The organism is Pantoea cypripedii (assembly GCF_002095535.1).
Classification (GTDB): Bacteria; Pseudomonadota; Gammaproteobacteria; order Enterobacterales; family Enterobacteriaceae; genus Pantoea; species Pantoea cypripedii.
The window spans coordinates 1,374,118-1,397,713 of the sequence record NZ_MLJI01000002.1; the positions used below are offsets into that span (position 1 = coordinate 1,374,118).

A 23,596-nucleotide genomic window follows, 5' to 3' on the forward strand; every position below is an offset into this window, starting at 1 on the left:
CGGATCCAGCATGACGCTGTTCTACACTTGCGTGGCATGCACTCAGCCTCTTCGTCCAGTAGCACTTCGAGAGAAAACGTAAGCAATGGTTCCTAGACACGTTTTGTGTCAAGCGCTTACACATTCCAAGGACTCTAGCGTCTTAGAAAAAAAATGCTTTCACCAATGTCACCCTGGTAGCCGCTCACGATCTGAACCTGATAGCGGCCAGCAATAACACCGACCAGAAGAGCAGCAACTCATCATCCGGCTGGAGCGTGGGCGGTGATTGCCTCCACGGCTGATGCAGCTAATAACACCTTCTCCACCGGCACTCTTGGCTGGGACAGCATCGGTAACCATGCCGAGTACCACGCCAGCAGCGCCTCGTTCGGTTTCAGCGGCAGCTTTGACAGCACCCAGAAGCCGGGAGAGCAATCCACCGCCTCCGCTTTACCGGCGCTGGTGAATATGTCGGGCAGCGCCTCCGGCACCACCCGTTCCGCGGTGGCTGACGGCACGATAACGGTGCGCTATACGCAGAACCAGACCCAGGACGTGGCGGGGCTGAGCCGTGACACCGACAGCGCCAACGGGCATATCGACAAGATTTTCGACAAAGAGAAAGTCGAAAACCAGATGGCGTTCGCCCAGGGCGTACAGGAACTGTCCGGAAAGGTGGCGGGGGACGTCAGCGCCTACAAACTTGACGCGGCAGAAAAAGAAGTGTCGGACCGCCTGCTTAAGGAGAACCCGAATTACGCCACACTGTCGCAGGCAGAGCTGCACGATAAAGTACTGGCTGACCCGGCGTACAAGGTGGTGGCGGCAGACTGGGGCACCGGCGGGACCTACTCGATGGTGGCGAGCGCGGTGGCCGGGGCGCTGGGCGGGCTGAGCGCCGGAAATATTGGTGCAGCAGCCAGCGGGGCGATGGCACCGTATATCGCCAACGAAATCAAACAGAAGACGACTACCTATTACGCCGACGGCACAAAGGATGTCAACGTGGTGGCGAACACCATGGCCCATGCGGTGGCGGGGGCGGTGCTGGCGCAGCTGGCGGGGAACAGTGCCGCTGCAGGTGCCGCCGGCGCGGCCGGTGGTGAGCTGATAGCCAGGGCCATAGTGAAGTCGATGTATCCTGGACAGGATCCGGCCAACCTCACCGAAAGTCAGAAACAGACGGTCAGCGCATTGAGCCAGATTGCGGCGGGGCTGGCAGGTGGTCTGGCATCGGGTTCGACGCTGGGTGCAGGAACGGGTGCCGTAGCCGGGAAAAATGCGGTTGAAAATAACTATCTGAGCAGCTCAGAGAAGAGCCTTCAGACCTATCTTAACCTCAAGCAGAACCTGACTCCGGAAGAAAAGCAGGAACGTGATGCACTTAACCGTAAGGACGCAGAAACCAGCCAGGCGCTCATAAATGCCTGTCTGGGTGGAGCAGACTCAGCCTGTACAGCGGCCCGCCAGGATGCACTGGATAAACAGGCAACTTATCAGAATCCGAAGGAAGCGCAGGCGGGTTTTCAGCAGATCCAGGCTCTGCTGGATGGAACCAGCCCCGAAGCTAGGCAGACACAGCAGCTGTATAACGGTATGGTTGCCAGCTATGTCCGTATGGGAATGAGTGAGGAAGCGGCGAAAACAGCAGTGGGCTATCAGCTTGGTGCGATATACATCAGCGGTGGTCTTACGGGTATAGGTAGCGGCAAGGCTATTGATACAGGGCTGATGCCAGGTGTGAAAGCTTCAGCCAGCCCAAGTTCTGCTGAAGAAACCGCAGGGAGCATCAAAAATGTCAATCCTGGTAATCCTGCATCTGCCTTACCTATAAACTCTACTAAAGGTGTTCCATTATCAGTTTTAGAACAGCAATATGGGTCGAAATTTCAATATGTTTCTTCATCAGATATGATTACGCAACAAATGGACTCTGCTGGTTCTGGCGCCAGGGGTATTGTTTTTGGATCGTATGGGGCAGGGCAGCCAGGACACGTTTTTAATGTTGTCAATCAAAATGGCACAGTTAGATATTTGGATGGTCAAACTGGAAAACCTGCAGACCTTAGTCAATTTCAATCATTTCAGTTGCTGAGGACAAATTAATGATTAACTACCAAAATGCAATGGATAAGGCCTTAGCCTATCTTAAAGATTATGACATACCCGTTGTTATTACACTTCACGGTCGATTCTCTGAGGGCTGTTTTTTTTGCTACGAATCAAGAAAATATCTTGAAACAGGTGAGTTTTCCTCGCAGCTGGCAGGAAATTCACCATTTATAGTTGATAAAGATAATGGTGATGTTCATTGTTTAGGAACCGCTTATCCATTAGAGAAATATCTGAAGGATTATGAAGATCTAAAAAATAAATAATCTACGCGATTTGGATACATTCTTCCCAAATTCGGGAATGTATGGGTGAAGAGACCATCCCGCACAGCAACCCAGGAATTTGAATGGGTTGTTCAGTTATCACGAACAGGTAAAGCTCAGTTAGGTTAACAAAGCAGCAGTCTTGTTAAATTTGGCATTGCGGAAATCTGTATGCACCGTTTCCCATGACTGTACTACCTGCTGGTATTACCATGCCAGCTGCACCTCAGCTGCGGCTATAAAAGCAGCCAGAAACCGACTGAGCAGTACGACGGTGGCTTTCTGCCAACAATGGTCAACATGTCGAACTGCACCCTTTTAAATAACAGAATCCCCTTTTTATCTGCGAGCTGTAGGTCACGTTATTTCGGATGTTACGCTCAGTTCTCATCTCAGGCAGTGCCTGGTACGAGCACTGATTCCTGTCCCAGCCGATCAGCAGAAATATGCCTGGTTTTCATTACTGACCAACCCTTATCGCTAACAGCATCTGTACCAGATGCGCCGCTCTGTCGCGCCGTTGCCTGCGCTCCCTGCATCCCGGCGACAACCCTGCCGGGCTGTAAGGTGCAACGCCGTTTCGCGACTGCGCTTTACGTCGTTGCGGCGAGTCCCTGCTCATTCTTCCTCCGTTGCCTTTCCCCCGTTTAAGTCCCTGTCGCCGGGGCTGAGACAGGCACAGTCGTCGTGGCCGTCCAGGGTGAAGTGAACGCGTTGAAAATATTGTCCGGCATTCCGCAGGCTCCAGACCGGAAAATTTTTTCCCCGCGCCCCGGACGTCTGCCTCCGCCGGTGCCGGTTTACGCCCCTGCGGCGAAGGTTCTCAAACGGGTGATGACAGTACCAGAGGGAACCGAAAAGCCGGTACCCGCAAAACGTCAAAACCGCAGCTCCGGAAACTCAACGGATGATGAGGTTTTAAAGACGAAAGCGCATCTGATTAAGGAGATTCATCATGACAGTACGTGGAATTAACAAAGTGATTCTGGTTGGTTTCCTGGGGCAGGATCCTGAAATTCGTTATCTGCCGAATGGCGGTACGGTTGCCCAGCTTTCCCTGGCAACGGCTGAAACCTGGCGTGATAAGCAGAGTGGAGAAATCCGGGAACATACCGAATGGCATCGTGTGGTGGTGTTCGGAAAGCTGGCCGATATCGCCGGCGAGTATCTGCGTAAGGGAGTTCAGGTCTATCTGGAGGGTCAGCTGCGCACCCGCAACTGGTCAGACAGCAATGGGATTGTCCGTTATGCCACTGAAGTCATCATCGGGCACAACGGTACCCTGCAACTGCTGGGTAGTCGTCGGGAGAACAGCCAGAACGATGAAAAGGCCAGCCAGCCTGCTGCTTCCCCAAAACCTGCGGGTCAGGCAACTCCTGCAGCACCTGCCAGGAAGAAAACACGCGGAAAGGGCAGAAATGCCGCTGCGCAACCTGCTCCGCTGCCACTGAATCCGCAGGGTGACTGGCCGTCACAGGATGAACTTGACGGGATCCCGTTCTGATAACTCCATCCCTGGCGGCGTAGTCATGTCGCCAGGGTCTGATCGCCATTCATCTTTGTGAGGAATCAACAATGTCACTTTCAAAATCAGCGAAGAAAAATACACGCAGAAAAACAGATGAGGTTGTCTCTGATGCACTGGTTAGCGCCCTTGAAAATACCGAGGTGCGCTATGCCCGTTACACGCAGTTGTTTATCGGGGAAATTAACACCCGCAGGATCCCACATACCGATGAGGAAATCCGGGGTTATGCAGATACGATCCTGGCTGTTGGCCTGCTGCAGAATCTGATCGTGGTTGAATGCAGTGACGGGCAACTGGAGGTTATCGCGGGGGGAGGGCGTACCAGAGCCATAGGGCTGCTGGTTGCTGAAGGTAAAGTGGACCCGGAACATGAATGGGTTGCTTACAAGGTTATCCCACGGGAGCTGGCGCGCGTCGCTTCCCTGACCGAAAACGGCAGGCGTAAGGAAATGCACCCGTATGACCAGATTACGGGCTTCCGGGAACTCGCCACAGAAGGGAAAACACCCGCACAGATCGGTGATCTGCTGGGATACAGTGTCCGCCATGTTCAGCGCATGCTGAAGCTGGGCGGACTGGCTCCTGCCATTCTTGAGTCACTGGCAAAAGGGGAAATTACGTCGGAGCACTGCCAGGCGCTCGCACTGGTCAGTGATCACACCGATCAGCTGAGAGTTTATGACGCGGCCTGCGAGTCTGCCTGGAATGGTGTACCGGAAGTCCGCGTAATCCGCTCGCTGATCCTCTCGGGGGAAGTGTCTACAGACTGCGCTAAATTCCGCTTTGTGGGTGAAACTGCATTCAGCCACAGTGAGATCAGAACGGATCTGTTCAGTGATGAACAGGGAGGCTTTGTTGATGCGCTGGTCCTCGATACCGCATTGCTCGGGAAACTTCAGTATGTAGCTGACGGGTTTCTTGAAGCGGAGGGCTGGGGATGGTGTACAGCGCGTATGAGTGCAATCAGCCACTATGGTGATGACGCGAAGATTTACCGCATCCAGGATACGCCAGCTTCAGTATATACAGACAGGGAGCGGCAGCGACTGGAGGAAATTGAGGCACAGGATGGTGAACATGACGATGCTGCCGAATCCGAGGTCGCGGCCATTGAATGCGCGGCCAGAGTCCGGGGCTGGTCGCCGGAACAGAAAGCGGAGAGCGGCGTTGTGGTCTCCTGGTGCCAGGGTGAGGTGCATGTGCAGCGTGGTGTGAAGAAACGGGAGCAGCCTGATCCTGCAGAGCTGGCAGCTGCTGTTCCTGTTACTCATCACCGGCAGCCCGAACCCGTCGATGAAATCTGTGCGCCCCTGCTGACTAAAATGTCGTCCGAACGCACTCTCGCCGTTCAGGCTGCACTGATGCAGCAACCGGAGAAGGCGATTGCCCTGCTGACCTGGACGCTGTGTCTGAGCGTATTCGGCAATGCCTCGGTTGCAAAACCTGCCACAGTCAGTCTCGAATGCTCGCACCACACACTGACGGAGACTGCGCCCTCAGGGAAGTCTGGTGCGGCTTATCTGGCGCTGATGCAGGAAAAGGAACGTCTTTCAGCATTGCTGCCGGAGGACTGGACGAAGGATGCCACCTCGTTATTTCTCATCAGTGAACACGAGCTGAAGTCACTCATGAGTTTCTGTACGGCATGTAGCCTTGACGGTGTGCAGACGCGTCAATACAGCTATACACGCCACAGTAGGCTGGATGCACTGGAAAACTCTCTGGGATTTCATCTGCGCGACTGGTGGCAGCCGACAAAAGATAACTTTTTCATCCTTCTTAAAAAGTCACAGATAGAGGCTGCGCTTACTGAGGCAGGACTGTCGGATGCCGCCAGCAATGTGGTGAAAATGAAGAAAGGAGATGCGGCTGAACAGGCGGAAGCGATGATGGCTGATAACCGCTGGGTTCCGGTCTGGATGCAGGGGCTTGTCTCAACGGAAGCAGGTACAGAAGCGAACCCTGTGACCAGTCTGGCGGATGCTGACTGATAACGCGTGCCGCCCCGCACTTCGGGGTGGCAGTAAGGAGATGATCGTGCATAAAATCATTACGGCAGATGCTATCAGGTCTATGACACCCTTCGATTTTGAGGATTATCACGCTGGTGGACTGGATATGCGCTGGAAACTGACCTGCAGTGTTATGCAGGACCTCAGAACACCATACGGATGGAATATCAGTAGTGAATACTCGGATGAACTGGGCGGCATTTTCCCGGTCCAGGTGCGATTCACACCTCCACATGGGCGATTTGATATCGCGCTGAACAGCCCCGGTAATTTAAACCCCGTATGGCTTCTCTCCCTGATTAATGGCGGCCAGCTGCCTTTTATCCACCCTGTGGCGGTCTATGATCCGGTTATGATTAATCACATAACAGGCAGGGCAGCAAGACTCGATGAGGAGTTCGGGTCCCTGTCTGATATCGTCAGGACTCTGATGGGAGAAAGTATCGCCGGAAACGTCCCATTGATGTATCTTCCGGGGCTACGCATGCGATCCTGCTTTCCTTTCAGAGTACACAGGTAAATCTAATCGTCCTCTGCCTGCCGAACAGTTTAAATAAGAAAAAAGAGAACTGCTCACGAAGTTATGAGCCATTCTCTTTTCTGCGAAGCAATGAGGGATATCCCAGGATATTTCTGTTATTAAAGTGAATAACACCCTGATTCCAATAAACTAAGACAGTGGTGAAATTCTATGCTGATGTTTCCAGTTATAATCTGAGGTCATTTTATTAAGTAGTGGAACAGTTAATTTTTGTGGTGACTAAATCTCCGTCGAATTAAAAAATTAGATGTTGAACTATTGTCCTGGAGAGAATGAATCAGTATTTTATAAGCTCACTGGGTATGACAAACCATGAACATCACCTTACAGGTGGTTATTTTTAATGCGTTTAACGTGCATGACAGGAATGTGAGCTTTCAGAAAAGGAGTGTTCTGTAATGTTTAACGACATAGTAATGCCAGCGTTCGCTGATGATTTAATTATTCCGATGATAAAGGTAGTCATTCTCTTAAGTGCATTTATGCTGCATTCTTCGTTAGATAAGCTTCAAAGTGCTCAGGAAACAAAGTTAATCAGAAGTGAGGCTGAGAAATTTTTACACGGTGAAAACGTGAGAGAATTCTATACCGTTAATCATACTGATTTAGCCACTATGTATCGTTGGGAAATGATTATGGGAGTATTGGGGGTTATTTTATCTGTGGTAATTATCTTCAGTCTTGCATTCATAGCACATACAGACAATAACATGCTTTTCTATAGCTATGCATTTGCTTCATTCATTTTGATAACAGCTACGATACGTTCTGTCAGAAATGTTTGTAAGTATCTCAAGGCAATACACCGATGCATAACCTCCAAAGAGGATACTGAGCATAAAATGTTACTAAGAGAAATAAGTAAAAAGCGACTTATCATTGCATTACCTCTTTCCATCTTTTGTTTAGTGATGTCTGCTATGCTGCTGCATCAGGTTGGGATTGCAGTGTAAGCCAGTTCTGAGGATTGCTTAAAAGACCTGTTAACAGCGTCACTTAACACGGCTGTGCAAACTAATCATCTCAAACTGGGTCGTGTGCACTGCCGAATGTCATGCAGTACAGGTTGGTGACAGTCAGGTCATGTTATAATCGTAATGATTTTTATTATCAGCATCACGATATAGTTTCAGCACTTTTTCTGCGAAAGCATCATCAATGATGTAGAAGTAACATTCAGGTACATCAAGTATTTTAGCAAATGCGCATGTCAATTCGAATGTAGGCTTATGCGTACCGTTCTCATAATGAGATAAGCGCGAAGAAGAACTGGCTTCTTCCAGACCTGCCAATACCCCTAATTTTTCCTGCGTGAGTTTGGCATTCAATCTGGCTTCTTTTAAGCGCTTTGCAATCATTCAGTAAATACCAGATGTTGATGTATCAGATTTGTTCAAAGTTCAGTCAGTGATTGGATGCTTCATAATCCCAAACGCAGCATATCATCAAAGCTAAACACCACCCTCTGAATCAATATCAATCGACTTCAGGAAAGCAGCCTGTTTCTTTTGTGAGAGTTCCGCAAACAGAAGGATCATTTTTGCCAGGTTGTCATCTGCAGCATAGAAGTAGGCGAGGGGAACATTTAAAGCTTCTGCCAAACGGGAGGCGATTGTGAGATTGGCTTCATGAATTCCTTTCTCATAGCGGTTGATACGCGTACTGGCGACGAATTCATCTATCCCGGCAGCGATGCCGAGGCTCTTTTGAGACAGTCCCCGACGCAAACGGGCATCCTTGAGTCGCCGACTGAAAATATCGTTTTGGGAAGATAATGTTTTCATGACTACGATATTCGTAGTTTTTTCTTGAGTCAGATACTACGAATAACGTAGTATTGGTGGTGAGCATTTCATCAGAGTTCGATTAAAAAGAGGGAAGTGAAATGAAAAAAGACATGCACCCGGCAGACATCATCGCTGGCTTAAGGAAGAGGGGAACATCAATGGCGGCTACATCAAGGGAGGCGGGGTTAGCGCCCTCCACACTGGCAAATGTGCTGAGACGCCCCTGGCCGAAAGGGGAACTTCTTCTGGCTAAAGCATTGGGTGTTCACCCGTCGAAAATCTGGCCCAGCCGTTACTTTAATGAAAAGTAAAAGATTGACCGAGTAAGCAGGTTAGACAGAAGCTATTCTAGCTAGCTAGCTTCTCCGGCCAGTAAGGTCAGCGCCGCGAGACGCCGCCCACCGGCGGCCACACCGGAAATCCCGTCAGCCATGTCGTGAACAACCAGATTATGCAGCAGACCGACAGCGGCGATATTGTCAGCGAGGTCGCGGACACTCTCCGGGGTGTACGGCAGGATACTGACGTTCAGCGGGGATTTTTGCAGATGTTGCAGCGCGATATACTCCACCGGCGCGTTATCGACAGCGTTCTGAACCTGATTTTTGGCAGTTTTACGTGACATATTTCATTCTCCATTTTTGAAATGAAAGTCCGTCAGAGGCGAAGCCTCTTCTGCCGTCTTCCCTTTATTCCGGGTGTGACAGCGGACCTGATGTTGACGTAAACCGTCCGCAGCGCCGGGCGCGAAATGACAAGGAGAAAAGCCCTGCGAACCTTGTCATTGAGAAACCGGTGATGCAGGTTCAAAACGGCAACATCCACGCTGTCGCAAACGTCTGAGGGAAGAGGAAGGAAAACCAGGTGGCCTTACGCCGCCTTCGGGCGGCAGCGGCCCCGCATGTGCTGAGCACATTGAAGGGGCCGGTTTCGGGAAAAGGTAAAAGGAAGGTTAAAAAATTTGATTTTTGTAAATTATGTGCACCAGATCACATTTATAGCTATGATTCACCGCACTGGTCGTCGTGGACAGAACCAGACTCAATTTGAACCGTCAGGTGATGTCGCCTGACGGTTTTTTTTGCCGCTTTCAACGCCCACGTTCAGTCAGTAAGCCAGTAAAAGACAGAGCCTGCCGTTCGGGCAGGCTCTGCAAGAGTCAGGCGTACTGCTGAATAATAAGCTCAGCACCCTCATTTAAAAGCTGATTAATACTCTCCCCTTGTGCTGCGGCAATACCTTCCAGAATGGCATGGCGCTCAGGTGTCAGCCGGGCAGAGATCTTGCCGCTGTAGGCTTTGTAAGGCTCAATCCCTTTCGCCTGACAGGTTTCAAGGAAGAATTGCAGCGAAGTTGCACCTTCTTTTTTCAAATCCTTCACGTTGTCCGCGTAAAAATCCGCACCGCCATTCAGACCGATAAACTCACCGCGAAACATGTCAATTTCAGGATCAAAGTTGATCACGGCTGTTTGACCGTTAATTTTCATCATATTAATCATGGCTTAATCCCCATGCTGTCTAACCACACGCGGGTCGAATTGACCGCCCCTTTATCCATCGTTGTTTCAGGGTGTGGGCGATGATATACCCGCACCTGCCCCTGTAACGTAAACGCTACCCGTGACCCCTCGGCACTGTCGTCAACGTCTGCTCCCAGAGCAATCATCAGCGCCTTAAAGTCCCGCCATTCCAGCGTCCCTGTCACCGGGCGACGATAAATCGCCTCTAACGTCTTTTTATGTTGTCGCTTCATATTTTATATGATATCAAAAAATGATACCAATGATAGTATCACAAAGTGGTGTCATATCAAGTCCAGTGGCCATCCCATGATGTCCAGGAATTAAAGGACAAGTTTCCGAAGCGCCTGCAGCATCTCCCATGTACTCAGACGAAAATCCCAGCCATTAAGGTAATAAACGGGGGTATACCGGGTTTGACGGATGTTCTGCGAAAGCGAGTTGCCGGTTTTCACTTCTGCGGGGATCCCGAGCAGACTGAGTTGCACATAGGTCATATCTGCGGCCAGCTGATCCAAATCAGTGCATGAGGCAAAGAGATGCTCCGCAGGATTGGCCCCGGCTTCGAGCATTACATCAGCCCAGGCGATAACCATTCCGCCTGCGCCACTGGCGGGTTCGCCGAACGTGACGAACGGCTGGTCTTGCAACTGTGCCAGAATATCGCCACGCAGCAGCTGCGCCAGCATTTTTGTCAGTTCCCACGGTGTGAAGAATTGCCCCATCCGGCTGTCGCCCAGCTCAAGCTCCATAAATACGGAACCGAGAAAATCATGGTGCTTTCTCTCCAGCGCCCTGATCATCAGTTCAAAAAGGTGGTGAAACTGTTCAAAATCAGTGTCGCTGTATCGGCTGCGGATACGGGTGTATTCGTCGTTACCTGGCTGAGTGGCCATACCGGCGACGTCGAGTTCACGCGCTACCAGCGCGATAAAATCGGCGAAGACTTCATACCGCCGGTGATGGCAGGCTGTGTGGCTGAAAAGGCGAACGAATTGTCGGCGGGCTTCGTCTGCGCCGACGTTCGCGGGCAGAACATCGATCCCTTCGGCACTGCGGGTGAGCAACTTCATGGCTGCACCTCCAGATGGCGGAAGAAACCATCCAGCGGTGCTGCGGCCACAACCGGCCAGCCAGCAGGGAGCCAGACGCCAGGGAAGTCCGGCCCGTCAAAAACAGGGTTTTCCACCACCCCGATCGGGGGGCAAGAATCACTCTCCTGCCGTTTGTCTGCCGTCGCGGTGACAGCGTGTTCAAAAAGGCCGGTTACCTGCTCCGGGATGAGTGTGGCGGTATCATTAATGTCGTTCTGTCGTTTCATTTTCCTTTCCTTCTGCATTGTTCTCCCGGCTGTCCGGGCGTGAAGAAGGACCGCCACACCGCAGCGAGGTGATGCAGGGGCAGTGACAAGGCCGCAGCCCGAAGGGACCGGGGGCAGTCACTGAGTGCCCGCACGTCCTTTGCAGCACGGAGGCGGTGTGGAAAGGTCAGATAACGCCCGACAGAACCGGGAAAACGGGCAGGGAAAAATGAGGCGACAGCATGAAAACGGCACCGGCAGAGGCCGGTGCCGGTGCCGGAGGCAATATCAGTGAGAAAGGCTGTTAATCAGCGTAAGGGCGTCGGTTTCCAGAACATCCGCCATCGAGGCCGGACTATAGCCATTGGCTTCCATGACTGCGGCGGCCTGTAACAGGCTATTGAGGACATCCGGTGAAAATTCCGCCAGTTGCATCACGCAGCGGACGAACAGGCCGTCCGGCTGTGCCAGCACGAGAAGCCAGGCCGGAGAGAGATCGCCGGGACTACACAGGCACAGATCCAGCGCGCGAGTGGCGGAGGAAAACCGGCACTGAACCGGGAACAAACCGCCGAACTCCCCGCGATATTCCGGGTTCAGCTCCCAGCCGTCCGGCGTGATCAACTGGCCGACAACCGCATGAGTCAGCTCGCGGCGATATTCATGGCCACGGGCGCGTATTTCTTCAAAATCACCGGGATTCATGCCCCGGATGCCATTCAGCGACAAGGATTGTTCTTTCATGAGTCTCTCCCTCTTTTCAGTTCAGCGCACGACTGATTTCCAGCGAGCGCAAAAAATGGCTCCATTCGCTCCCGCGCATGGCAGGAACATGTACCCGGATGTGCTTACGCGTACAGCGTTTTATGTGATGCCCCAGCTTGCGCAGATCAGGATCGATATCCTGCACGGGGATCTCTTCGTGAATGACACGGCGCTGTTTTTTTCCTGGCGCGTCTGATAATTCCTGTTGCGCGATCCAGGCCGCAGATGATGTAATGAGTGACGGTTGGTAAATCATCGTATTTGATTCCTCAGATATTGATGGTTACTGGGCCGGAAACCCCGCTGTAACGGGATTTCCGGCATGAAAAAGGCAGGGGTAAATCCCCTGCCTTTTTTATTGCTGCATTTCGGACAGATAACGCTCCAGATCGGCAAGAAAGCCGGTTTCATACGTCCAGGCACGCCAGTACAGGCAGTCATCCCGGTAGATGGCGTACTGCTGTTCACCATAGCGATCCGTATTCGACACAAATGCGGTCACGCCGGGTTTCAGTGTGTTCCCGTGCAGGGCGAGCAGCGCTGCCGCACGCTGGCGGACCCCTTCACGATCAGAGGATGACTGAACGGCCACCGGGCCGTTTCTGCCGTGGTTTTTCATCCTGGTTTTCTCCTTTCTGGTTATTCACTTCTGGTGAGCCTTTAGCGGCAAAAAGGAGCGGAGTAGCAACGGCAGAGCCGGTAAATCCAGGGGCCGCTTGCGGCGTTCATCTTCCCTGGATTTCCGGAAATGACGGTGCTACAAAGCGAGCCGCTGAAGGTCACCAGGAGTGACATCACAAAGGCTGAGGATGAAACCACGTCCGGAACGCTGGCGTTCCGGCCCTTACAGCCCGGGGGTATCGGGCTGCCGGAAGCGCCGTCACCGGCGCGACAGAGCGGCGTGACCGGAACGGTCACAGCAAGCGTGCAGTTGCGTCATGGGATGGAAACCCGCTGGCCCGAAGGGTCCTTCGGGCCCGGGCAGAGACAGCTTCGCTGGCTCTGTGCGCAGCATGACAGCCCGCCCCGCCAGGGGGACGCCCGGTGCAGACGTTTTGCATGCAAACATCAGCTGAATAAAAAACTGACAGGGCAGTCCCCGAATACGCACATCATCCGGAAACAGAAACGGGGGCAGGAGACGGGCATTCGCGGCGCCGCAGGCGCGGCGTTGCCCGTTTTCGCGGCCGCAGGCCGCAGGGTTTTCGCGCGCTGACAGGCCGCACCAAAGACAACCCCCGCCAGGGCGGGGGAAGCGCTTACCGGTAAAAAACAAATCCATCGCACATCACAAATGTATCGAGGAATAAGTCGCGCGCGTAACTCTCATAGTCAAAATAGCGTTTCAGGGTATCAGGCACCCCCTCCAGTAACTGGCACTCTTCCACGTACTCCACAGCAAAATCCTCCTCGCTGTTGGCCTCTCCCCTGTAAGCATCCCTGAACGTTTCGTAGTCACACACGCCGCTGTATTCCACCCATGACACAAATGCCTGTGAGTTTCCCTCCTGGCTTGCCTGCTGCCAGGCGTCAACGAATGACCAGTCAATATGACTTTCCGACGCAAGCCCGTCAGGAAACCCTTCATAGTCCTGGAACATCAGTTCCGGGTCATGTTCGTCCTGGTGCAACTGGTGGCAAGCCTCATAAAAACCGGCCTCATCATCGAAATCCGTCAGGTCAAACCACTTACCCGCAATGCTTCCGCAATTGTATTTGTGATAAGTACCGACATAGACAGCAGGTGTGACAGCAGACATAGCGCCCTCCTCAGGTGGCAGAATTCACGGTTCCGGCATTCGCCGTGCCGACACGACAGCCCGGCGATCAGGCAGGGATGCAAGGGAGACTTCAAAGCCGCAGCGCAGCAAACGGAGGACGGGAGCTGGACGGTGAGACCGCGAAAAATGAGCGGGCGAACAACGGGAAGATAACGGACGGAGAGCAGTGAGAACGGGTGCAGAAGTCAGCTTTAGCGGCCCTTGTATCCCTGACAGCCGGGCTAAAGTTGAGGCACGGCGATTGCCGCAGCGGCACCGGAGGCTGAGGGAGTTTTTATTTCCGGGCCGGCCTGCCCGGCCCTGTAAATGCGGAGTGTAACGACATCCTTTTCGCATAAGACAGGCGGTCATACCGCCTGTCTGGCTGCTACCCTGCCAGGGATTTCTCAACCGTTTCCAGCGCAGCAAAGGCTTTCAGTATCTTTTCCTCCTGGCTTTCCTGGCGGCGTTCATAACTGTATCTCCAGGGTTGCAGGTGAGTCTGGGCTATTTCCAGCACGGCCCAGAGGGCTTCTGCCGGAACAACCACTTCGCGATCATCTTCACCTCTTTCGCGTCGGATCCCTTCCAGCATGTCCCGCAATCTGTCTTCATCGAAGCTACACGACATATATTCGTCCGGGATGCGGGAAAGCAGTTCGTGCGCGATACTGTCCGGCAATTCCGGTTCATCACACAATGCCCTGACCAGCTCCACGGTACAGACAATTACAGCGATTTTACTGGCGGGATCGTGCTCTCTCAGCAGGGTTTCCGTAATGTCCTGAACGGTTGAATACATCATCTTTTTATCTCGCTAAACGTGTTATTGCGGGCAGGACTGACGCCCTGCCCGCCAGGGTGTCAGTCCAGTGCGCGCAGGATAAGATCGCGCTCCGTATGTGTTTCAACAAATGCCATCAGTTGTTCGTAGCGTTCGAGGAAGTGGCCACAAAGTTCTTCCTCATCATGATGGCTGTACATCCAGCAACGGTGATTCAGCACCATTTCGGTGATAAAAATCCCGGCAGCATCGGCGGACATCTCCTGCTCAAACCAATTATCCGGGTTCCACACTGTTACACGCGGCACATCCGGAGCCAGATAGCCGCCGCCATCAGGCAGGGTGTAAAACAGCCATTCCGCCCCGTCATAGTCCTGAATGTAGCGATCGGCATAGGCGTAGATATTCAGTTCAGCGCGAACAAAGTCATCACTGAAAAGAGCAGGGAGAAAGGACAGACGGGCATCACGGGTCACCAGTACAGCATCAGTCAGGGTTTGCATAGCAGCCTCCACGGTTACAGGGTTAACAGTTCCGGCATTCGCCGTGCCGACACGACAGCCCGGCGATCAGGCAGGGATGCAAGGGAGACTTCAAAGCCGCAGCGCAGCAAACGGAGGACGGGAGCTGGACGGTGAGACCGCGAAAAATGAGCGGGCGAACAACGGGAAGATAACGGACGGAGAGCAGCGAGAACGGGTGCAGAAGTCAGCTTTAGCGGCCCTTGTATCCCTGGCAGCCGGGCTAAAGTTGAGGCACGGCGATTGCCGTCGCGGCACCGGAGGCTGAGGGGGCTTTTATTTCCGGGCCGGCACGCCCGGCCCTGTAAATGCGGAGTGTAACGACATCCTTATCGCGTTAAGGAGACCGCGCCGGCGGCCTCCTGTAACGTCCAGTCCGGTCAGAAACATGGCCGGGACACGGGAATACCGGACAGCACGGCCAGATACCCGGCCCCGGGAATAGCGGCGGCCAGCGGCCAGCCATCCAGCATCCGTACAATGACGGTTTCCTGCGGGCTACGCATCATCAGAAGATGGGCATCCTCCGGTGGGGTAAACACGTCCGGGTGTACCTGATACTCCGCGTCAGCCTCCCCTCCGTGTGTCCGGGTGAAAGTGTGATCATTGTGTTAGCTCTCCGGCAATGTGCTGCCTCAGGGTAAAAATATCCTCGCGGGCACAACGGATAGTATCCGGTACGGCGTGACCGGCATCCCACGCATCACTCTCCTGCGCGATCAGATCCCGCTCCAGCCGGCAAAGCAGCCGGGCCAGTATCATGCCCGGAACACTAACCTGCCGGGTAACGGCCTCCCGGTGCTGTTGCAGCAGTCCCCTGGCGGTGTCACTGGTCACACCATAAAGCCGGTATTAATCCATCGGGATCTGTCCAATGGCAGCCATAACGGCATGGATCTCTTCATTCGCAGGTTTTAAACCGCTGCACGCCGCTTCGGTGCCCCCTTCTGTCCATAACAGCAGCGCCAGCGGTTCATCAGGCGTGAACATTCTCGCCAGTTCATCACATACTTCTTCCCGGGTTCCGTACATCGTTCATCTCCGAAATTTGTTGTGGCCGGGACGCACACCCGGCCATGCGCATTAGTCTTTAAAGCACTCATCCAGCACCAGGATTTCTTTGTAAGCCTCCATAAACCGGGCGTTGATAAGTCGCAGGGTTTGTCCTGCAAGGCGTTCCATCAGAAAGGTCGCCTGGTAGCTGTAGCAGGACTCCAGTCGGTTCAGCGTGGCGCGTAAATCGCACATACTGTTCGCCAGCGCCGCCACATCCTTACGTAACTGGCTGGTTTCGTTCTCCGTCATGCGGCCTCCCGCCAGAAATCATCGTTAGCGGCCGGTTGCAGCATCGCGCGACGCACGGCCTCCAGACGTTGCTGCCCGGCGGCGTGATACTGCGCCAGCAGTTCGATGCCGATATACCGGCGCCCGGCCTGTACGGCCGCCACGCAGGTGGAGCCTGAACCCGCAAACGGATCAAGAACAATGGCGCCTGGCGATGTGAGTGATTCGATTAACGGTTGCAGGCTTGTAACCGGTTTTTCAGTCGGATGGTGACGGTTGCCCGAATACTTCCAGCCCTGAACGTCCGGCAGCGGCTTTGCCGGCAGTTGCGGGCGGCCTTTTGCCAGAATGTAGGCACACTCATGGGTGTAACCGACATAGGCCGATTTTGATGCGTAAGTTTTGGCAAACACCAGATGGCCAACAATCGAGAAGCCCGCCGCTTTCCAGGCATTCACAAAACGATCAACCCGGTTCCACCCGTAAAAACTCACCATGAGCGCGTCCTTTTTCAGTACGCGGTACATCTCATTGCAGGCTGGTTGTAACCATTCATCGGTTTTATCGCCGGCAAGCGTGCGACCAGAACGGTCTTTAAAACCAACGAGATAGGGTGGATCGGTGAGGATGAAATCAACGGCGTTATCCGGAAAGCCGGCCATAATACGGACGCAATCGCCCTGGATGAATCGGGACATAGTCAGACTCCTGAGGTTACACGGGGCGACAGGAGGTGGCCGGTACGGCCACCGTTCCCTGCTGCCCGTAGCCTCAACGCACCGCACGGCAACGGGTCAGGCCGACCGTGGAATACCGAGTGCCGGTCTGTTACGGCACGAGGATATGCCGCGAAAGCGGCTTGAAGGGCGAGCCTCCAGGGCGAGTGACTGGCGCAAAATATCAAAGGCGCCAGGCATGAGCGGAAAAAACGCCCGTCCCGTGACCGCCGGGCGGGGCACGATGGCTACGGGCAGTGGATATCTCTCCGCGTAGCGGAATAATAAAGGAGCGTAGCGACATCATCATATGGATGACGGGGCACCAGATCCTCACCTGATGCCCTATCCACTCAACGGTATGCGTCCTCCCAGGGATACCCGGAGTCATCCCTGATGCTCAGGTTATTCAGATCACCACTAACCCTCCACATATCCAGAAACTTTAACCCTGTAAGGACGTCGACTTCACGTTCATCCAGCAGAGTAATCCCACTGAACCATACGGTAGCGTCCAGGTACGTCCAGTAACACCCCTCATCCTCTTCGGACATCACTTCTTTCCACCATGTTCTGCCCATCCGGCACGCAGCCAGTTCAGCCAGCTGCAGATTGTCTGCCCGCAGCAACAGATGGGTCTGGGTCTCTGTGCCAGCGATATCGAGGATGTAGTTAATCAGCCAGCACATCGCGCACCTCCAGAATTTCGTCAATTGCCCACTGCAGGAACTCCCGGTTAAATCCCACATTCGCATCGTGAAAGCGACTGGCCAGTTCCATTGCGGTATCAATCTCATCTTCATCCAGTGAGGGTTCCAGTTGCAGGAAATCATCAGCCAGCCAGAACGTGCCGCAGCACAGTGCTTCATCGGGATAGCGGGACAACCGTTCTTTCAGTGCCCGTACTGTCATTTCTCGTTTCATGTTCTTCTCCTGGCGGGGTATCCCCGCCTCTCCCTGTCTCAGCCACCAAAATGCGCCACATTATCGATAAGCCAGTCCGGGCCGATCACTTCCGGGAACGCCTCTGGTTCATCATCAGGCAGCTCACTCCATTCCAGTGCGTCCGTCCTCGATTCCACCACATCGCCATGCAAATACCGGGCATAGCCGCAAAAAATCACATCCCTGCTCCGCGAACCAGTGCTCAATATCACACTGCCACTGCAGGCTGAGTGCTGCCAACAGAGCTTCGGAGGGGGGAGACCACGGTGTGTCAAAATCAGCCATAATAAAATCGTGCCCAATGCCGGAGACATCCATTCCATGCCCGGATGGCCACTTCACCCCGTAATGCCCCACTAGCTAGCTAGGCCGTGGCTTTTGCTGGTCTGACTCTGCTGTTCACTGTTCTCACCGGAGGTCAGGCTGATATCCCGGCTCGCCGCCAGCGTCATATCCCCGCCCGCTTTCAGCTGGCTGCCCTGCACAGCCAGGTCACCCCCGGTCGCCTGGATTGTCATATCCCGTCCGGCCTGAAGCGAGCTGCCGGATGAGGTCTGCTGCTCAGTCCGGCTCTCGGTGGTGGATTTCTGGCTGCCATAGCTCAGCGTCAGCCCGAAGGTGTTTTTGTCCGCCGGATTATCCGATACGCCAGCCAGCCGCTCTGCCTGGGAGGCCTGGAAGCCGGTCAGCGCCGCCTGGGTGCCGCGCAGCGCGGCCAGACGGCCATTATCGTCTTTCGCTGCCGACGTCGCCTGCTGGGTGGCGGAGTTCAGCGCACTGCCCACCGTACCGGACAGCGTCAGCAGGGAGCCGCCAGAAAAGTTAGGGCCCTGAATTAATAGGCTGAGATGATTAGTCATCTGGTTTAGAAATGCTCGACAGTTAAAAAATCCCGGCCAGGTTAACCGGGAATTTTCATTCAAGATGGGATTTTCTTCAGTAATTCATTAACTTTTTGTGTATCTTCAGGGTGGAGTTGAATGTATTTTTCGCAGGCTATTCTGGCGTATTTAAAGCCTATATATTCAGGAACAATAACTTCACCTTCCCAAACTCCGAACATTATCCCTTCGAAATGACACTCTGGATCAGGATCGTCAAGATCAGGAAATGAGCAATATGTTTCATTAGCGCCACAACCTGTTTTGTTTACAAGGAAAGGCAGCATCCACATGAATTTACCTTGCAAATTCATAGAATTAAAATAATCCCTAACAACCCACTCTGGATCGTTTTCATAGTCTGTATTTTCAAAAATATATTCATTCATCATTTAGCCACCGGAAAGAAGCTTTCTACCATTCCTGATTTTCATCCAAATATATTTGAACTTGTTTGGCTTGCCGCCCCTTCGGGCGGCTATGACTCATAAAATACTTAAGCTAAGAGTTGGAAGGCCTCTACCTATTTTAGGGCCATTTTATCTAAGATACTTCCAATTCCACTTAACAATGCTAATACCTCATTTCTTTTAGAACCCACTCTTGTTTCAAACTCTGCAATATCAATACCATTGCAGATTTCATTAAGAGCTGAGTTTAATATTAACAACTCCTCCTCTGTTACATTAACTTCTGCGTTAGTCTTTGTGACAGATAATAGATTCATAGTTACCTCAAGTTATCAAAATAGGCTCTACCGTCCACTGGTCTGAACGCAGTACCACCATCTCCGGGTTTCAGGTTGCGTATTACAACTGTCTTGGTCGATTGATCCCAAAAAGCAGACCTTCCACCACTTAACTCTTTGACTGATGTAGGATTTCTCACTACATCCTCTATGTGCTGGGCGAACTGTTCTCTTGTTGTTATACCCAAATCGGCAAATTCATTTTGCTGAATAACATGTTTTTCATAAGCATGTCCATTAGCAATTTCTTTACCTGTTAATTCCGCATTCAAGTTTTTGCTATTGGTAGCACTGTGGGCCTCATTATTCCGCGCATCTTCCTCATCCTCCGGTCCCCAGCCCCCCGGCGTTCCTGAACCACTCCCGCCCAGCTCCGCTTTCTCTTCGTCACTCAGGCCTGAACCGACGTTCGGAGTAGATTCACCATCTTTATCCCCGTTAAGCGCATCTGCGATGGCTGCCCCTGCCGCTGCACCGGCACCCGCCGCCGCCATACCTGCCCCGCCCGTCATCGGCTTACTCATATCGAACAGGTCATTCATGCACGTCGTCGGGTTGCACAGCGCATTATTATCAACCGCATTCTTCCCGGCCTGCGCGCCCGTGACCGCACTGCTCACACTGCCGCCCGCGATACCACCGGCCAGTCCTGCCGCCAGCGTGCTCAGCGCGCTGACCGTCTGTTTCTGCTCTTCACTCAGGTCCGCACGGTCTACACCCGGATACAGCTGCTGGGCGATATATTCACCCGCCACGCCCCCGGCAGCACCCGCCAGCGCGTTGTTACCCGACGCCGACGCCACCACCGCACCCAGCACCGCGTGCGCCATCAGGTTCGCTTCGGTGTTCACCACCTCTTTACCGTTCGCATCCTTCGTGGTCGTTTCATCATGAATGATGCCCGCCAGATACGGTGCGGATGCCCCGGCTATCGCGCTGGCGATGTCGCCTCCCGCCAGCCCCTGCACCGCCGCCGTCGCCGCCTGGATGCCCTGCTGCAGCGCGCTCCCCGTCCCGTAGGGCGCCATCGCCGTGTCGTAGGCCTGCTGCTTGATTTCTTCGTCCGTCGGGTTTTGTTTACCCTTCGCCGCCAGCGTTGTTCTGGCCGCCTTCAGCGCCGCCGGTGGCCTGGATCGTCATATCCCGTCCGGACTGAAGCGAGCTGCCGGATGAGGTCTGCTCCTCAGTCCGGCTTTCGGTGGTGGATTTCTGGCTGCCATAAGTCAGCATCACACCGAATGTGTTCTGAGCAGGACTATTTTTATACGATATGTGTGCTAATCAGCACACCTTTTTCCCTATGCTTCAACTCAGCACAAAATTATTAAATACAACCATCTGCTCATGAAAGATAAATCTGCAAGACAAAGTCTTGCGTGGGATGTAAGGTTTTTGGAAGCAGCTAAAAAGCGGGATTTAATTAGGATTTGCGGGAAGGTAGCTTTATTTGTGGGGGTATTTTGACCCCAACAAGCAGCGCTGCCTACGCGTTTGTAAGGCTGGGCTTTGGGTATCAGGGCTTTGCACTGACGGAATTCAGGACAAAAAACCGCCAACTGTGGGCGGAATTGTTCATTAATCATCGTATTGAAGATTTATATTTATCTTCCCCTTGGGGATATCGACAGTTATTTCACACGCCGTCCATGCGGGTTTTCCATTAGTCATATTGTTTTGGATGTAAAAATCCCGCATTTTGACTAATAAGAGCCTAAGATCATGGCTAGCTAATTTATCAGGAACGAACCAGTCCTCACTGTCTGATTGATCAATATAATCATACTCATATTCACATGATTCACCATCAAGTGGTAATTTGGCCCGAGCAATAATTTTCTTGGCGTTTTCTGGCCCAGCATAAACTAATAACTGACCAATTTTATTTTGAAGATCATCTAGTTCTTTCATTTCACGCCTCCCGGAGTATTAGCAATATCTTTAATAACTGGGCGAGCACCGTCAATAGAATAAGTCACACTAAAACTATCAGGACGTTTGCTATCCCCAAGATAAACTGGTTCTATTTTCACATTGACTTGCTTACCATCTTTTAAAGCGCTGGCCCATGTATTTTCCATCTGCTTCCATGCACCTTTATTCAGGTTCCCATCCATAGGGACAAGGTTTATTTTTTCACCCGGCCCATTGAATATTGATGCGATTAAGTGACCTCCTTCATCGCCTTCAACACCACATTTCCCCGACTTACATTGCTGGTAAGTATTACGGTCATTTTTGAGCAATGAAAGATCGGACTCAACGCTTGACGTTCTTCCTAACTCATCTGTTGTAAAAATTTTATTACCATCAACAGTATAAGTCTTATTAGCTAATGGATTGTTCAGATCTTTGTTCCAGCCACCTTTACCACCAGATATAGTAACAATTTCATCACTGGCATTGTCAATCAGTTTTGAAGCTTCACTAATATTTCCTTTGTTCAGGGCCTCTCTGGCTATTTTTAAGGTATCACCTACAACTTTTTCGCCAGGAATCAAAGACGCTACCAGTTCTAGATAATCAAGTGCACTTTCAGCCTCTAAAGCGCTTTTAATTGTTCCGGCCACCGGTACAAAATCCAGTCCCGCCTCCGCAAAACCTGTCAGCAGTTCATCACGGTGCGCATCCATTTTCGCGGCACAGGCTTCAGCACCGAGTCCGGCGCAGTACTTCGCTTTGAACTCCTCGGTAACTTTTTTCAGGCCATCCTGGGCTTTCTGGTATTTCTCCTGCTGGGTCATCCCCGAGGCTATGTTCTCGGCAATATCACTCAGCGCATTATTCTCCACCGCATTCTTCCCGGCCTGCGCGCCCGTTACCGCACTGCTCACACTGCCGCCTGCGATGCCACCGGCCAGTCCTGCCGCCAGCGTGCTCAGCGCGCTGATCGTCTGTTTCTGCTCTTCACTCAGGTCCGCACGGTCTACACCCGGATACAGCTGCTGGGCGATGAACAGCTGCGCGGCGGCTTCGCCCGCTACACCGCCCGTCGCACCCGCCAGCGCGTTATTACCCGAGGCCGATGCGACCACCGCACCCAGCACCGCGTGCGCCATCAGGTTTGCCGGGATGTTCACCACATCCTTACCGTTCGCATCCTTCGTGGTGGTTTCATCGTGGATGATACTTGCCAGATACGGCGCGGATGCCCCGGCTATCGCGCTGGCGATGTCGCCTCCCGCCAGCCCCTGCACCGCCGCCGTCGCCGCCTGGATGCCCTGCTGTAGCGCGCTCCCCGTCCCGTAGGGCGCCATCGCCGTGTCGTACGCCTGCTGCTTGATTTCTTCGTCCGTCGGGTCCTGTTTACCCTTCGCCGCCAGCGCCGTTCTGGCCGCCTTCAGCGCCGCCGGGTCCTTCTTCGCCTTGTCTCCCGCGATTTTTCCTTCCGTCTGTGCGATATCCACCGCCTGGCTGCCGATTTCACTGATAAGCTGTGCGGCCTGCAGACGGTTCTGCTCTTTCTCCAGGTCAAAAATCGGCGACAGCGTCTGGTTCGCGTGTGCGGCGTCGCGGTCCAGACCCGCCACGTCCTGCGTCTGCGCGGCCGGGTCACGCACCGTAATGCTGCCCCCGCTCACCGCCGCACGCGTCAGCGAGTCCGCGCTGCCGCTGCCATTCATCCCGGACAGCAGGCCGTTCGCCATATTGCCGATAAACTGGCTGCCAATGCTGCCGCCCGTGCTGAACCCCACGCCCTGGTGTTCAATCTGGTAGTCTGCATGATTATCGATGTCGCTGAAACCCAGCGTGCCGGTGTCCAGCCGGTTTTTATCCGCCGTGGCCGTTGACCCGATAACCGCACCGTCCAGCTGGGTATGCCCGCCTACCGTCACGTCAAAACCACCCTGCCCGGCAAACAGGCCCGTCTGCTCCTGCACCGAGTCGTAATTGCTGTGCATCTTATCCCGGGTTGCGCTGACGCTGGCCGAACCGCCCGCTGCCGCGCCTGCACCCCAGGTCATTCCGGCACCCAGGACTGCTGCCGGTCTGCTTCGAATCGTTAGCGGTTGCTGCCCTGTTCACTGGTCAGCTGCAGGTTACGGCCCACGTCGGCAATCGACGGAGGCCCCGTTGTACCTCGTGCCCCCTGCAGCGTCGTGTCCCGGCCGCTGTCGAGCGTGACGCCGTCTCCCTAGCTAGCT

Annotated in this window: 38 protein-coding genes and 2 pseudogenes; 10 read left to right on the top strand and 30 right to left on the bottom strand. The window is 53.4% G+C overall.

The annotated features are described in order from the left end of the window. Positions 1-200 precede the first annotated feature (200 nt). Genes HA50_RS32240 through HA50_RS32245 form a run of 4 tightly spaced genes read left to right on the top strand, consistent with a single transcriptional unit; the run spans position 201 to position 2,489 of the window. Positions 201-284: a hypothetical protein gene (locus HA50_RS32240; protein ID WP_420872893.1), complete on the top strand. Its 84-nt coding sequence runs from the start codon at positions 201-203 to the stop codon at positions 282-284. Further along, entirely contained in the window at positions 265-2,088 is a 1,824-nt protein-coding gene (locus HA50_RS31915; protein WP_084879997.1) for a VENN motif pre-toxin domain-containing protein, read from the top strand. The genes HA50_RS32240 and HA50_RS31915 overlap by 20 nt, the downstream gene beginning before the upstream one ends. Then, on the top strand, positions 2,088-2,360 hold the full coding sequence (locus HA50_RS27735) for a YrhB domain-containing protein (RefSeq protein WP_084879999.1): 273 nt from the start codon (positions 2,088-2,090) through the stop codon (positions 2,358-2,360). The genes HA50_RS31915 and HA50_RS27735 overlap by 1 nt, the downstream gene beginning before the upstream one ends. 18 nt (positions 2,361-2,378) lie before the next feature. Then, positions 2,379-2,489, top strand: coding sequence for a polymorphic toxin type 17 domain-containing protein (locus HA50_RS32245; RefSeq protein WP_084880002.1), 111 nt, complete (start codon positions 2,379-2,381; stop codon positions 2,487-2,489). 331 nt (positions 2,490-2,820) lie between these two features. On the opposite strand, the gene HA50_RS31585 is transcribed toward HA50_RS32245, so the two are convergent. Beyond that, positions 2,821-2,982 (bottom strand): hypothetical protein, encoded by a 162-nt coding sequence (locus HA50_RS31585; RefSeq protein WP_167379261.1) that lies wholly within the window; start codon positions 2,980-2,982, stop codon positions 2,821-2,823. Positions 2,983-3,047: 65 nt separating this feature from the next. Here HA50_RS31585 and HA50_RS27745 point away from each other — a divergent pair, with 65 nt between their 5' ends. The 5 genes from HA50_RS27745 (at position 3,048) to HA50_RS27765 (ending at position 7,394) form a co-directional block, all read left to right on the top strand. After that, on the top strand, positions 3,048-3,335 hold the full coding sequence (locus tag HA50_RS27745; protein ID WP_420851476.1) for a hypothetical protein: 288 nt from the start codon (positions 3,048-3,050) through the stop codon (positions 3,333-3,335). After that, entirely contained in the window at positions 3,316-3,864 is a 549-nt protein-coding gene (gene ssb, locus HA50_RS27750) for a single-stranded DNA-binding protein (protein ID WP_084880005.1), read from the top strand. The genes HA50_RS27745 and ssb overlap by 20 nt, the downstream gene beginning before the upstream one ends. A gap of 71 nt (positions 3,865-3,935) precedes the next feature. After that, positions 3,936-5,879 (top strand): ParB/RepB/Spo0J family partition protein, encoded by a 1,944-nt coding sequence (locus tag HA50_RS27755; RefSeq protein WP_084880007.1) that lies wholly within the window; start codon positions 3,936-3,938, stop codon positions 5,877-5,879. Positions 5,880-5,925: 46 nt separating this feature from the next. Then, positions 5,926-6,420, top strand: coding sequence for a conjugation system SOS inhibitor PsiB (psiB, locus tag HA50_RS27760; RefSeq protein ID WP_158087460.1), 495 nt, complete (start codon positions 5,926-5,928; stop codon positions 6,418-6,420). Positions 6,421-6,839: 419 nt separating this feature from the next. Next, positions 6,840-7,394 carry a hypothetical protein gene (locus tag HA50_RS27765; RefSeq protein WP_084880013.1) on the top strand — a complete coding sequence of 185 codons (555 nt, stop codon included), beginning with the start codon at positions 6,840-6,842 and terminating at the stop codon, positions 7,392-7,394. A gap of 123 nt (positions 7,395-7,517) precedes the next feature. Here the strand turns inward: HA50_RS27765 and HA50_RS27770 are convergent, their stop codons facing one another. Together HA50_RS27770 and HA50_RS27775 are read right to left on the bottom strand one after the other, a co-directional pair. Then, the gene (locus tag HA50_RS27770) at positions 7,518-7,799 is read right to left on the bottom strand and encodes a helix-turn-helix domain-containing protein (RefSeq protein ID WP_084880016.1); all 282 of its coding nucleotides are present in this window, start codon (positions 7,797-7,799) and stop codon (positions 7,518-7,520) included. A 93-nt stretch (positions 7,800-7,892) separates the two neighbouring features. Next, positions 7,893-8,225 (bottom strand): helix-turn-helix domain-containing protein, encoded by a 333-nt coding sequence (locus HA50_RS27775; protein WP_084880019.1) that lies wholly within the window; start codon positions 8,223-8,225, stop codon positions 7,893-7,895. A gap of 101 nt (positions 8,226-8,326) precedes the next feature. Between HA50_RS27775 and HA50_RS27780 the strand changes: the two genes are divergently transcribed. Then, positions 8,327-8,539 (top strand): helix-turn-helix domain-containing protein, encoded by a 213-nt coding sequence (locus HA50_RS27780; RefSeq protein WP_084880022.1) that lies wholly within the window; start codon positions 8,327-8,329, stop codon positions 8,537-8,539. Positions 8,540-8,589: 50 nt separating this feature from the next. Here HA50_RS27780 and HA50_RS27785 read toward each other — a convergent pair. The 27 genes and pseudogenes from HA50_RS27785 to HA50_RS32255 form a co-directional block, all read right to left on the bottom strand. Further along, positions 8,590-8,805 (bottom strand): annotated as a pseudogene (locus tag HA50_RS27785) (ParB/Srx family N-terminal domain-containing protein); the annotation flags it as partial. A gap of 582 nt (positions 8,806-9,387) precedes the next feature. Beyond that, complete coding sequence (locus HA50_RS27790) at positions 9,388-9,729, bottom strand: type II toxin-antitoxin system HicB family antitoxin (RefSeq protein WP_084880027.1); 342 nt, start codon at positions 9,727-9,729, stop codon at positions 9,388-9,390. Continuing rightward, on the bottom strand, positions 9,726-9,983 hold the full coding sequence (locus tag HA50_RS27795) for a type II toxin-antitoxin system HicA family toxin (RefSeq protein WP_084880029.1): 258 nt from the start codon (positions 9,981-9,983) through the stop codon (positions 9,726-9,728). The genes HA50_RS27790 and HA50_RS27795 overlap by 4 nt, the downstream gene beginning before the upstream one ends. Before the next feature lie 90 nt (positions 9,984-10,073). Further along, the gene (locus HA50_RS27800) at positions 10,074-10,823 is read right to left on the bottom strand and encodes an N-6 DNA methylase (protein WP_084880032.1); all 750 of its coding nucleotides are present in this window, start codon (positions 10,821-10,823) and stop codon (positions 10,074-10,076) included. Then, the gene (locus HA50_RS27805; RefSeq protein ID WP_084880034.1) at positions 10,820-11,071 is read right to left on the bottom strand and encodes a hypothetical protein; all 252 of its coding nucleotides are present in this window, start codon (positions 11,069-11,071) and stop codon (positions 10,820-10,822) included. Before HA50_RS27805 ends, HA50_RS27800 begins: the two co-directional genes overlap by 4 nt. Before the next feature lie 267 nt (positions 11,072-11,338). After that, positions 11,339-11,794: a conjugation system SOS inhibitor PsiB gene (psiB, locus tag HA50_RS27810; RefSeq protein WP_084880037.1), complete on the bottom strand. Its 456-nt coding sequence runs from the start codon at positions 11,792-11,794 to the stop codon at positions 11,339-11,341. 16 nt (positions 11,795-11,810) lie between these two features. Further along, positions 11,811-12,071, bottom strand: coding sequence for a hypothetical protein (locus HA50_RS27815; protein ID WP_084880040.1), 261 nt, complete (start codon positions 12,069-12,071; stop codon positions 11,811-11,813). A 99-nt stretch (positions 12,072-12,170) separates the two neighbouring features. Beyond that, the gene (locus tag HA50_RS27820; protein WP_084880043.1) at positions 12,171-12,434 is read right to left on the bottom strand and encodes a hypothetical protein; all 264 of its coding nucleotides are present in this window, start codon (positions 12,432-12,434) and stop codon (positions 12,171-12,173) included. 640 nt (positions 12,435-13,074) lie between these two features. Then, the gene (locus tag HA50_RS27830; protein ID WP_084880048.1) at positions 13,075-13,575 is read right to left on the bottom strand and encodes an antirestriction protein ArdA; all 501 of its coding nucleotides are present in this window, start codon (positions 13,573-13,575) and stop codon (positions 13,075-13,077) included. A gap of 388 nt (positions 13,576-13,963) precedes the next feature. After that, positions 13,964-14,380 (bottom strand): DUF1380 domain-containing protein, encoded by a 417-nt coding sequence (locus HA50_RS27840; protein ID WP_084880053.1) that lies wholly within the window; start codon positions 14,378-14,380, stop codon positions 13,964-13,966. Positions 14,381-14,439: 59 nt separating this feature from the next. Beyond that, complete coding sequence (locus HA50_RS27845; RefSeq protein WP_084880056.1) at positions 14,440-14,862, bottom strand: antirestriction protein; 423 nt, start codon at positions 14,860-14,862, stop codon at positions 14,440-14,442. 398 nt (positions 14,863-15,260) lie between these two features. Further along, complete coding sequence (locus HA50_RS31475; protein ID WP_158087461.1) at positions 15,261-15,422, bottom strand: hypothetical protein; 162 nt, start codon at positions 15,420-15,422, stop codon at positions 15,261-15,263. Between the two features lie 61 nt (positions 15,423-15,483). After that, positions 15,484-15,717, bottom strand: coding sequence for a DUF1380 family protein (locus HA50_RS27855; RefSeq protein WP_084880059.1), 234 nt, complete (start codon positions 15,715-15,717; stop codon positions 15,484-15,486). Between the two features lie 15 nt (positions 15,718-15,732). Further along, entirely contained in the window at positions 15,733-15,912 is a 180-nt protein-coding gene (locus HA50_RS27860; protein ID WP_084880061.1) for a DUF1380 family protein, read from the bottom strand. A 51-nt stretch (positions 15,913-15,963) separates the two neighbouring features. Next, complete coding sequence (locus tag HA50_RS27865; RefSeq protein ID WP_084880064.1) at positions 15,964-16,185, bottom strand: hypothetical protein; 222 nt, start codon at positions 16,183-16,185, stop codon at positions 15,964-15,966. After that, positions 16,182-16,862, bottom strand: coding sequence for a DNA methylase (locus tag HA50_RS27870; protein ID WP_084880067.1), 681 nt, complete (start codon positions 16,860-16,862; stop codon positions 16,182-16,184). Before HA50_RS27870 ends, HA50_RS27865 begins: the two co-directional genes overlap by 4 nt. Before the next feature lie 371 nt (positions 16,863-17,233). Next, positions 17,234-17,569, bottom strand: a complete 336-nt coding sequence (locus HA50_RS27875; RefSeq protein ID WP_084880068.1) for a hypothetical protein — start codon at positions 17,567-17,569, stop codon at positions 17,234-17,236. Next, a complete protein-coding gene (locus HA50_RS27880; protein WP_084880069.1) occupies positions 17,553-17,804 on the bottom strand; it encodes a hypothetical protein in 252 nt (83 codons plus the stop codon). Before HA50_RS27880 ends, HA50_RS27875 begins: the two co-directional genes overlap by 17 nt. Positions 17,805-17,842: 38 nt before the next feature. Next, a complete protein-coding gene (locus HA50_RS31635) occupies positions 17,843-18,004 on the bottom strand; it encodes a hypothetical protein (RefSeq protein ID WP_208617355.1) in 162 nt (53 codons plus the stop codon). After that, positions 17,928-18,143, bottom strand: coding sequence for a DUF1281 family ferredoxin-like fold protein (locus HA50_RS32250; RefSeq protein WP_420872890.1), 216 nt, complete (start codon positions 18,141-18,143; stop codon positions 17,928-17,930). Before HA50_RS32250 ends, HA50_RS31635 begins: the two co-directional genes overlap by 77 nt. Before the next feature lie 38 nt (positions 18,144-18,181). After that, the gene (locus HA50_RS27890) at positions 18,182-18,685 is read right to left on the bottom strand and encodes a hemagglutinin repeat-containing protein (protein WP_084880071.1); all 504 of its coding nucleotides are present in this window, start codon (positions 18,683-18,685) and stop codon (positions 18,182-18,184) included. 59 nt (positions 18,686-18,744) lie between these two features. Then, positions 18,745-19,098: a ribonuclease toxin immunity protein CdiI gene (gene cdiI / locus HA50_RS27895; RefSeq protein WP_244193698.1), complete on the bottom strand. Its 354-nt coding sequence runs from the start codon at positions 19,096-19,098 to the stop codon at positions 18,745-18,747. A 131-nt stretch (positions 19,099-19,229) separates the two neighbouring features. Then, positions 19,230-19,433 (bottom strand): hypothetical protein, encoded by a 204-nt coding sequence (locus HA50_RS27900; protein ID WP_084880074.1) that lies wholly within the window; start codon positions 19,431-19,433, stop codon positions 19,230-19,232. Between the two features lie 2 nt (positions 19,434-19,435). After that, entirely contained in the window at positions 19,436-20,482 is a 1,047-nt protein-coding gene (locus tag HA50_RS32055; protein WP_084880076.1) for a VENN motif pre-toxin domain-containing protein, read from the bottom strand. Positions 20,483-20,531: 49 nt separating this feature from the next. Beyond that, on the bottom strand, positions 20,532-20,687 hold the full coding sequence (locus tag HA50_RS31485; protein ID WP_158087462.1) for a hypothetical protein: 156 nt from the start codon (positions 20,685-20,687) through the stop codon (positions 20,532-20,534). A gap of 342 nt (positions 20,688-21,029) precedes the next feature. Further along, on the bottom strand, positions 21,030-21,362 hold the full coding sequence (locus tag HA50_RS27910; RefSeq protein WP_084880079.1) for a hypothetical protein: 333 nt from the start codon (positions 21,360-21,362) through the stop codon (positions 21,030-21,032). After that, positions 21,359-23,586: pseudogene (locus tag HA50_RS32255) on the bottom strand (DNA/RNA non-specific endonuclease); the annotation flags it as partial. The gene HA50_RS27910 and the pseudogene HA50_RS32255, both read right to left, overlap by 4 nt. Positions 23,587-23,596: the final 10 nt, after the last annotated feature.

Bases quoted from the DNA above. Each gene is read 5' to 3' on its own strand.
- HA50_RS27735 (WP_084879999.1), top strand. From the start codon at position 2,088: ATGATTAACTACCAAAATGCAATGGATAAGGCCTTAGCCTATCTTAAA.
- HA50_RS31585 (WP_167379261.1), bottom strand. From the start codon at position 2,982: ATGAGCAGGGACTCGCCGCAACGACGTAAAGCGCAGTCGCGAAACGGC.
- ssb (WP_084880005.1), top strand. From the start codon at position 3,316: ATGACAGTACGTGGAATTAACAAAGTGATTCTGGTTGGTTTCCTGGGG.
- HA50_RS27755 (WP_084880007.1), top strand. From the start codon at position 3,936: ATGTCACTTTCAAAATCAGCGAAGAAAAATACACGCAGAAAAACAGAT.
- HA50_RS27765 (WP_084880013.1), top strand. From the start codon at position 6,840: ATGTTTAACGACATAGTAATGCCAGCGTTCGCTGATGATTTAATTATT.
- HA50_RS27770 (WP_084880016.1), bottom strand. From the start codon at position 7,799: ATGATTGCAAAGCGCTTAAAAGAAGCCAGATTGAATGCCAAACTCACG.
- HA50_RS27775 (WP_084880019.1), bottom strand. From the start codon at position 8,225: ATGAAAACATTATCTTCCCAAAACGATATTTTCAGTCGGCGACTCAAG.
- HA50_RS27780 (WP_084880022.1), top strand. From the start codon at position 8,327: ATGAAAAAAGACATGCACCCGGCAGACATCATCGCTGGCTTAAGGAAG.
- HA50_RS27790 (WP_084880027.1), bottom strand. From the start codon at position 9,729: ATGATTAATATGATGAAAATTAACGGTCAAACAGCCGTGATCAACTTT.
- HA50_RS27795 (WP_084880029.1), bottom strand. From the start codon at position 9,983: ATGAAGCGACAACATAAAAAGACGTTAGAGGCGATTTATCGTCGCCCG.
- HA50_RS27800 (WP_084880032.1), bottom strand. From the start codon at position 10,823: ATGAAGTTGCTCACCCGCAGTGCCGAAGGGATCGATGTTCTGCCCGCG.
- HA50_RS27805 (WP_084880034.1), bottom strand. From the start codon at position 11,071: ATGAAACGACAGAACGACATTAATGATACCGCCACACTCATCCCGGAG.
- psiB (WP_084880037.1), bottom strand. From the start codon at position 11,794: ATGAAAGAACAATCCTTGTCGCTGAATGGCATCCGGGGCATGAATCCC.
- HA50_RS27815 (WP_084880040.1), bottom strand. From the start codon at position 12,071: ATGATTTACCAACCGTCACTCATTACATCATCTGCGGCCTGGATCGCG.
- HA50_RS27820 (WP_084880043.1), bottom strand. From the start codon at position 12,434: ATGAAAAACCACGGCAGAAACGGCCCGGTGGCCGTTCAGTCATCCTCT.
- HA50_RS27830 (WP_084880048.1), bottom strand. From the start codon at position 13,575: ATGTCTGCTGTCACACCTGCTGTCTATGTCGGTACTTATCACAAATAC.
- HA50_RS27840 (WP_084880053.1), bottom strand. From the start codon at position 14,380: ATGATGTATTCAACCGTTCAGGACATTACGGAAACCCTGCTGAGAGAG.
- HA50_RS27845 (WP_084880056.1), bottom strand. From the start codon at position 14,862: ATGCAAACCCTGACTGATGCTGTACTGGTGACCCGTGATGCCCGTCTG.
- HA50_RS27860 (WP_084880061.1), bottom strand. From the start codon at position 15,912: ATGTACGGAACCCGGGAAGAAGTATGTGATGAACTGGCGAGAATGTTC.
- HA50_RS27865 (WP_084880064.1), bottom strand. From the start codon at position 16,185: ATGACGGAGAACGAAACCAGCCAGTTACGTAAGGATGTGGCGGCGCTG.
- HA50_RS27870 (WP_084880067.1), bottom strand. From the start codon at position 16,862: ATGTCCCGATTCATCCAGGGCGATTGCGTCCGTATTATGGCCGGCTTT.
- HA50_RS27875 (WP_084880068.1), bottom strand. From the start codon at position 17,569: ATGTGCTGGCTGATTAACTACATCCTCGATATCGCTGGCACAGAGACC.
- HA50_RS27880 (WP_084880069.1), bottom strand. From the start codon at position 17,804: ATGAAACGAGAAATGACAGTACGGGCACTGAAAGAACGGTTGTCCCGC.
- HA50_RS32250 (WP_420872890.1), bottom strand. From the start codon at position 18,143: ATGGATGTCTCCGGCATTGGGCACGATTTTATTATGGCTGATTTTGAC.
- HA50_RS27890 (WP_084880071.1), bottom strand. From the start codon at position 18,685: ATGACTAATCATCTCAGCCTATTAATTCAGGGCCCTAACTTTTCTGGC.
- cdiI (WP_244193698.1), bottom strand. From the start codon at position 19,098: ATGATGAATGAATATATTTTTGAAAATACAGACTATGAAAACGATCCA.
- HA50_RS27900 (WP_084880074.1), bottom strand. From the start codon at position 19,433: ATGAATCTATTATCTGTCACAAAGACTAACGCAGAAGTTAATGTAACA.
- HA50_RS32055 (WP_084880076.1), bottom strand. From the start codon at position 20,482: ATGGCGCCCTACGGGACGGGGAGCGCGCTGCAGCAGGGCATCCAGGCG.
- HA50_RS27910 (WP_084880079.1), bottom strand. From the start codon at position 21,362: ATGAAAGAACTAGATGATCTTCAAAATAAAATTGGTCAGTTATTAGTT.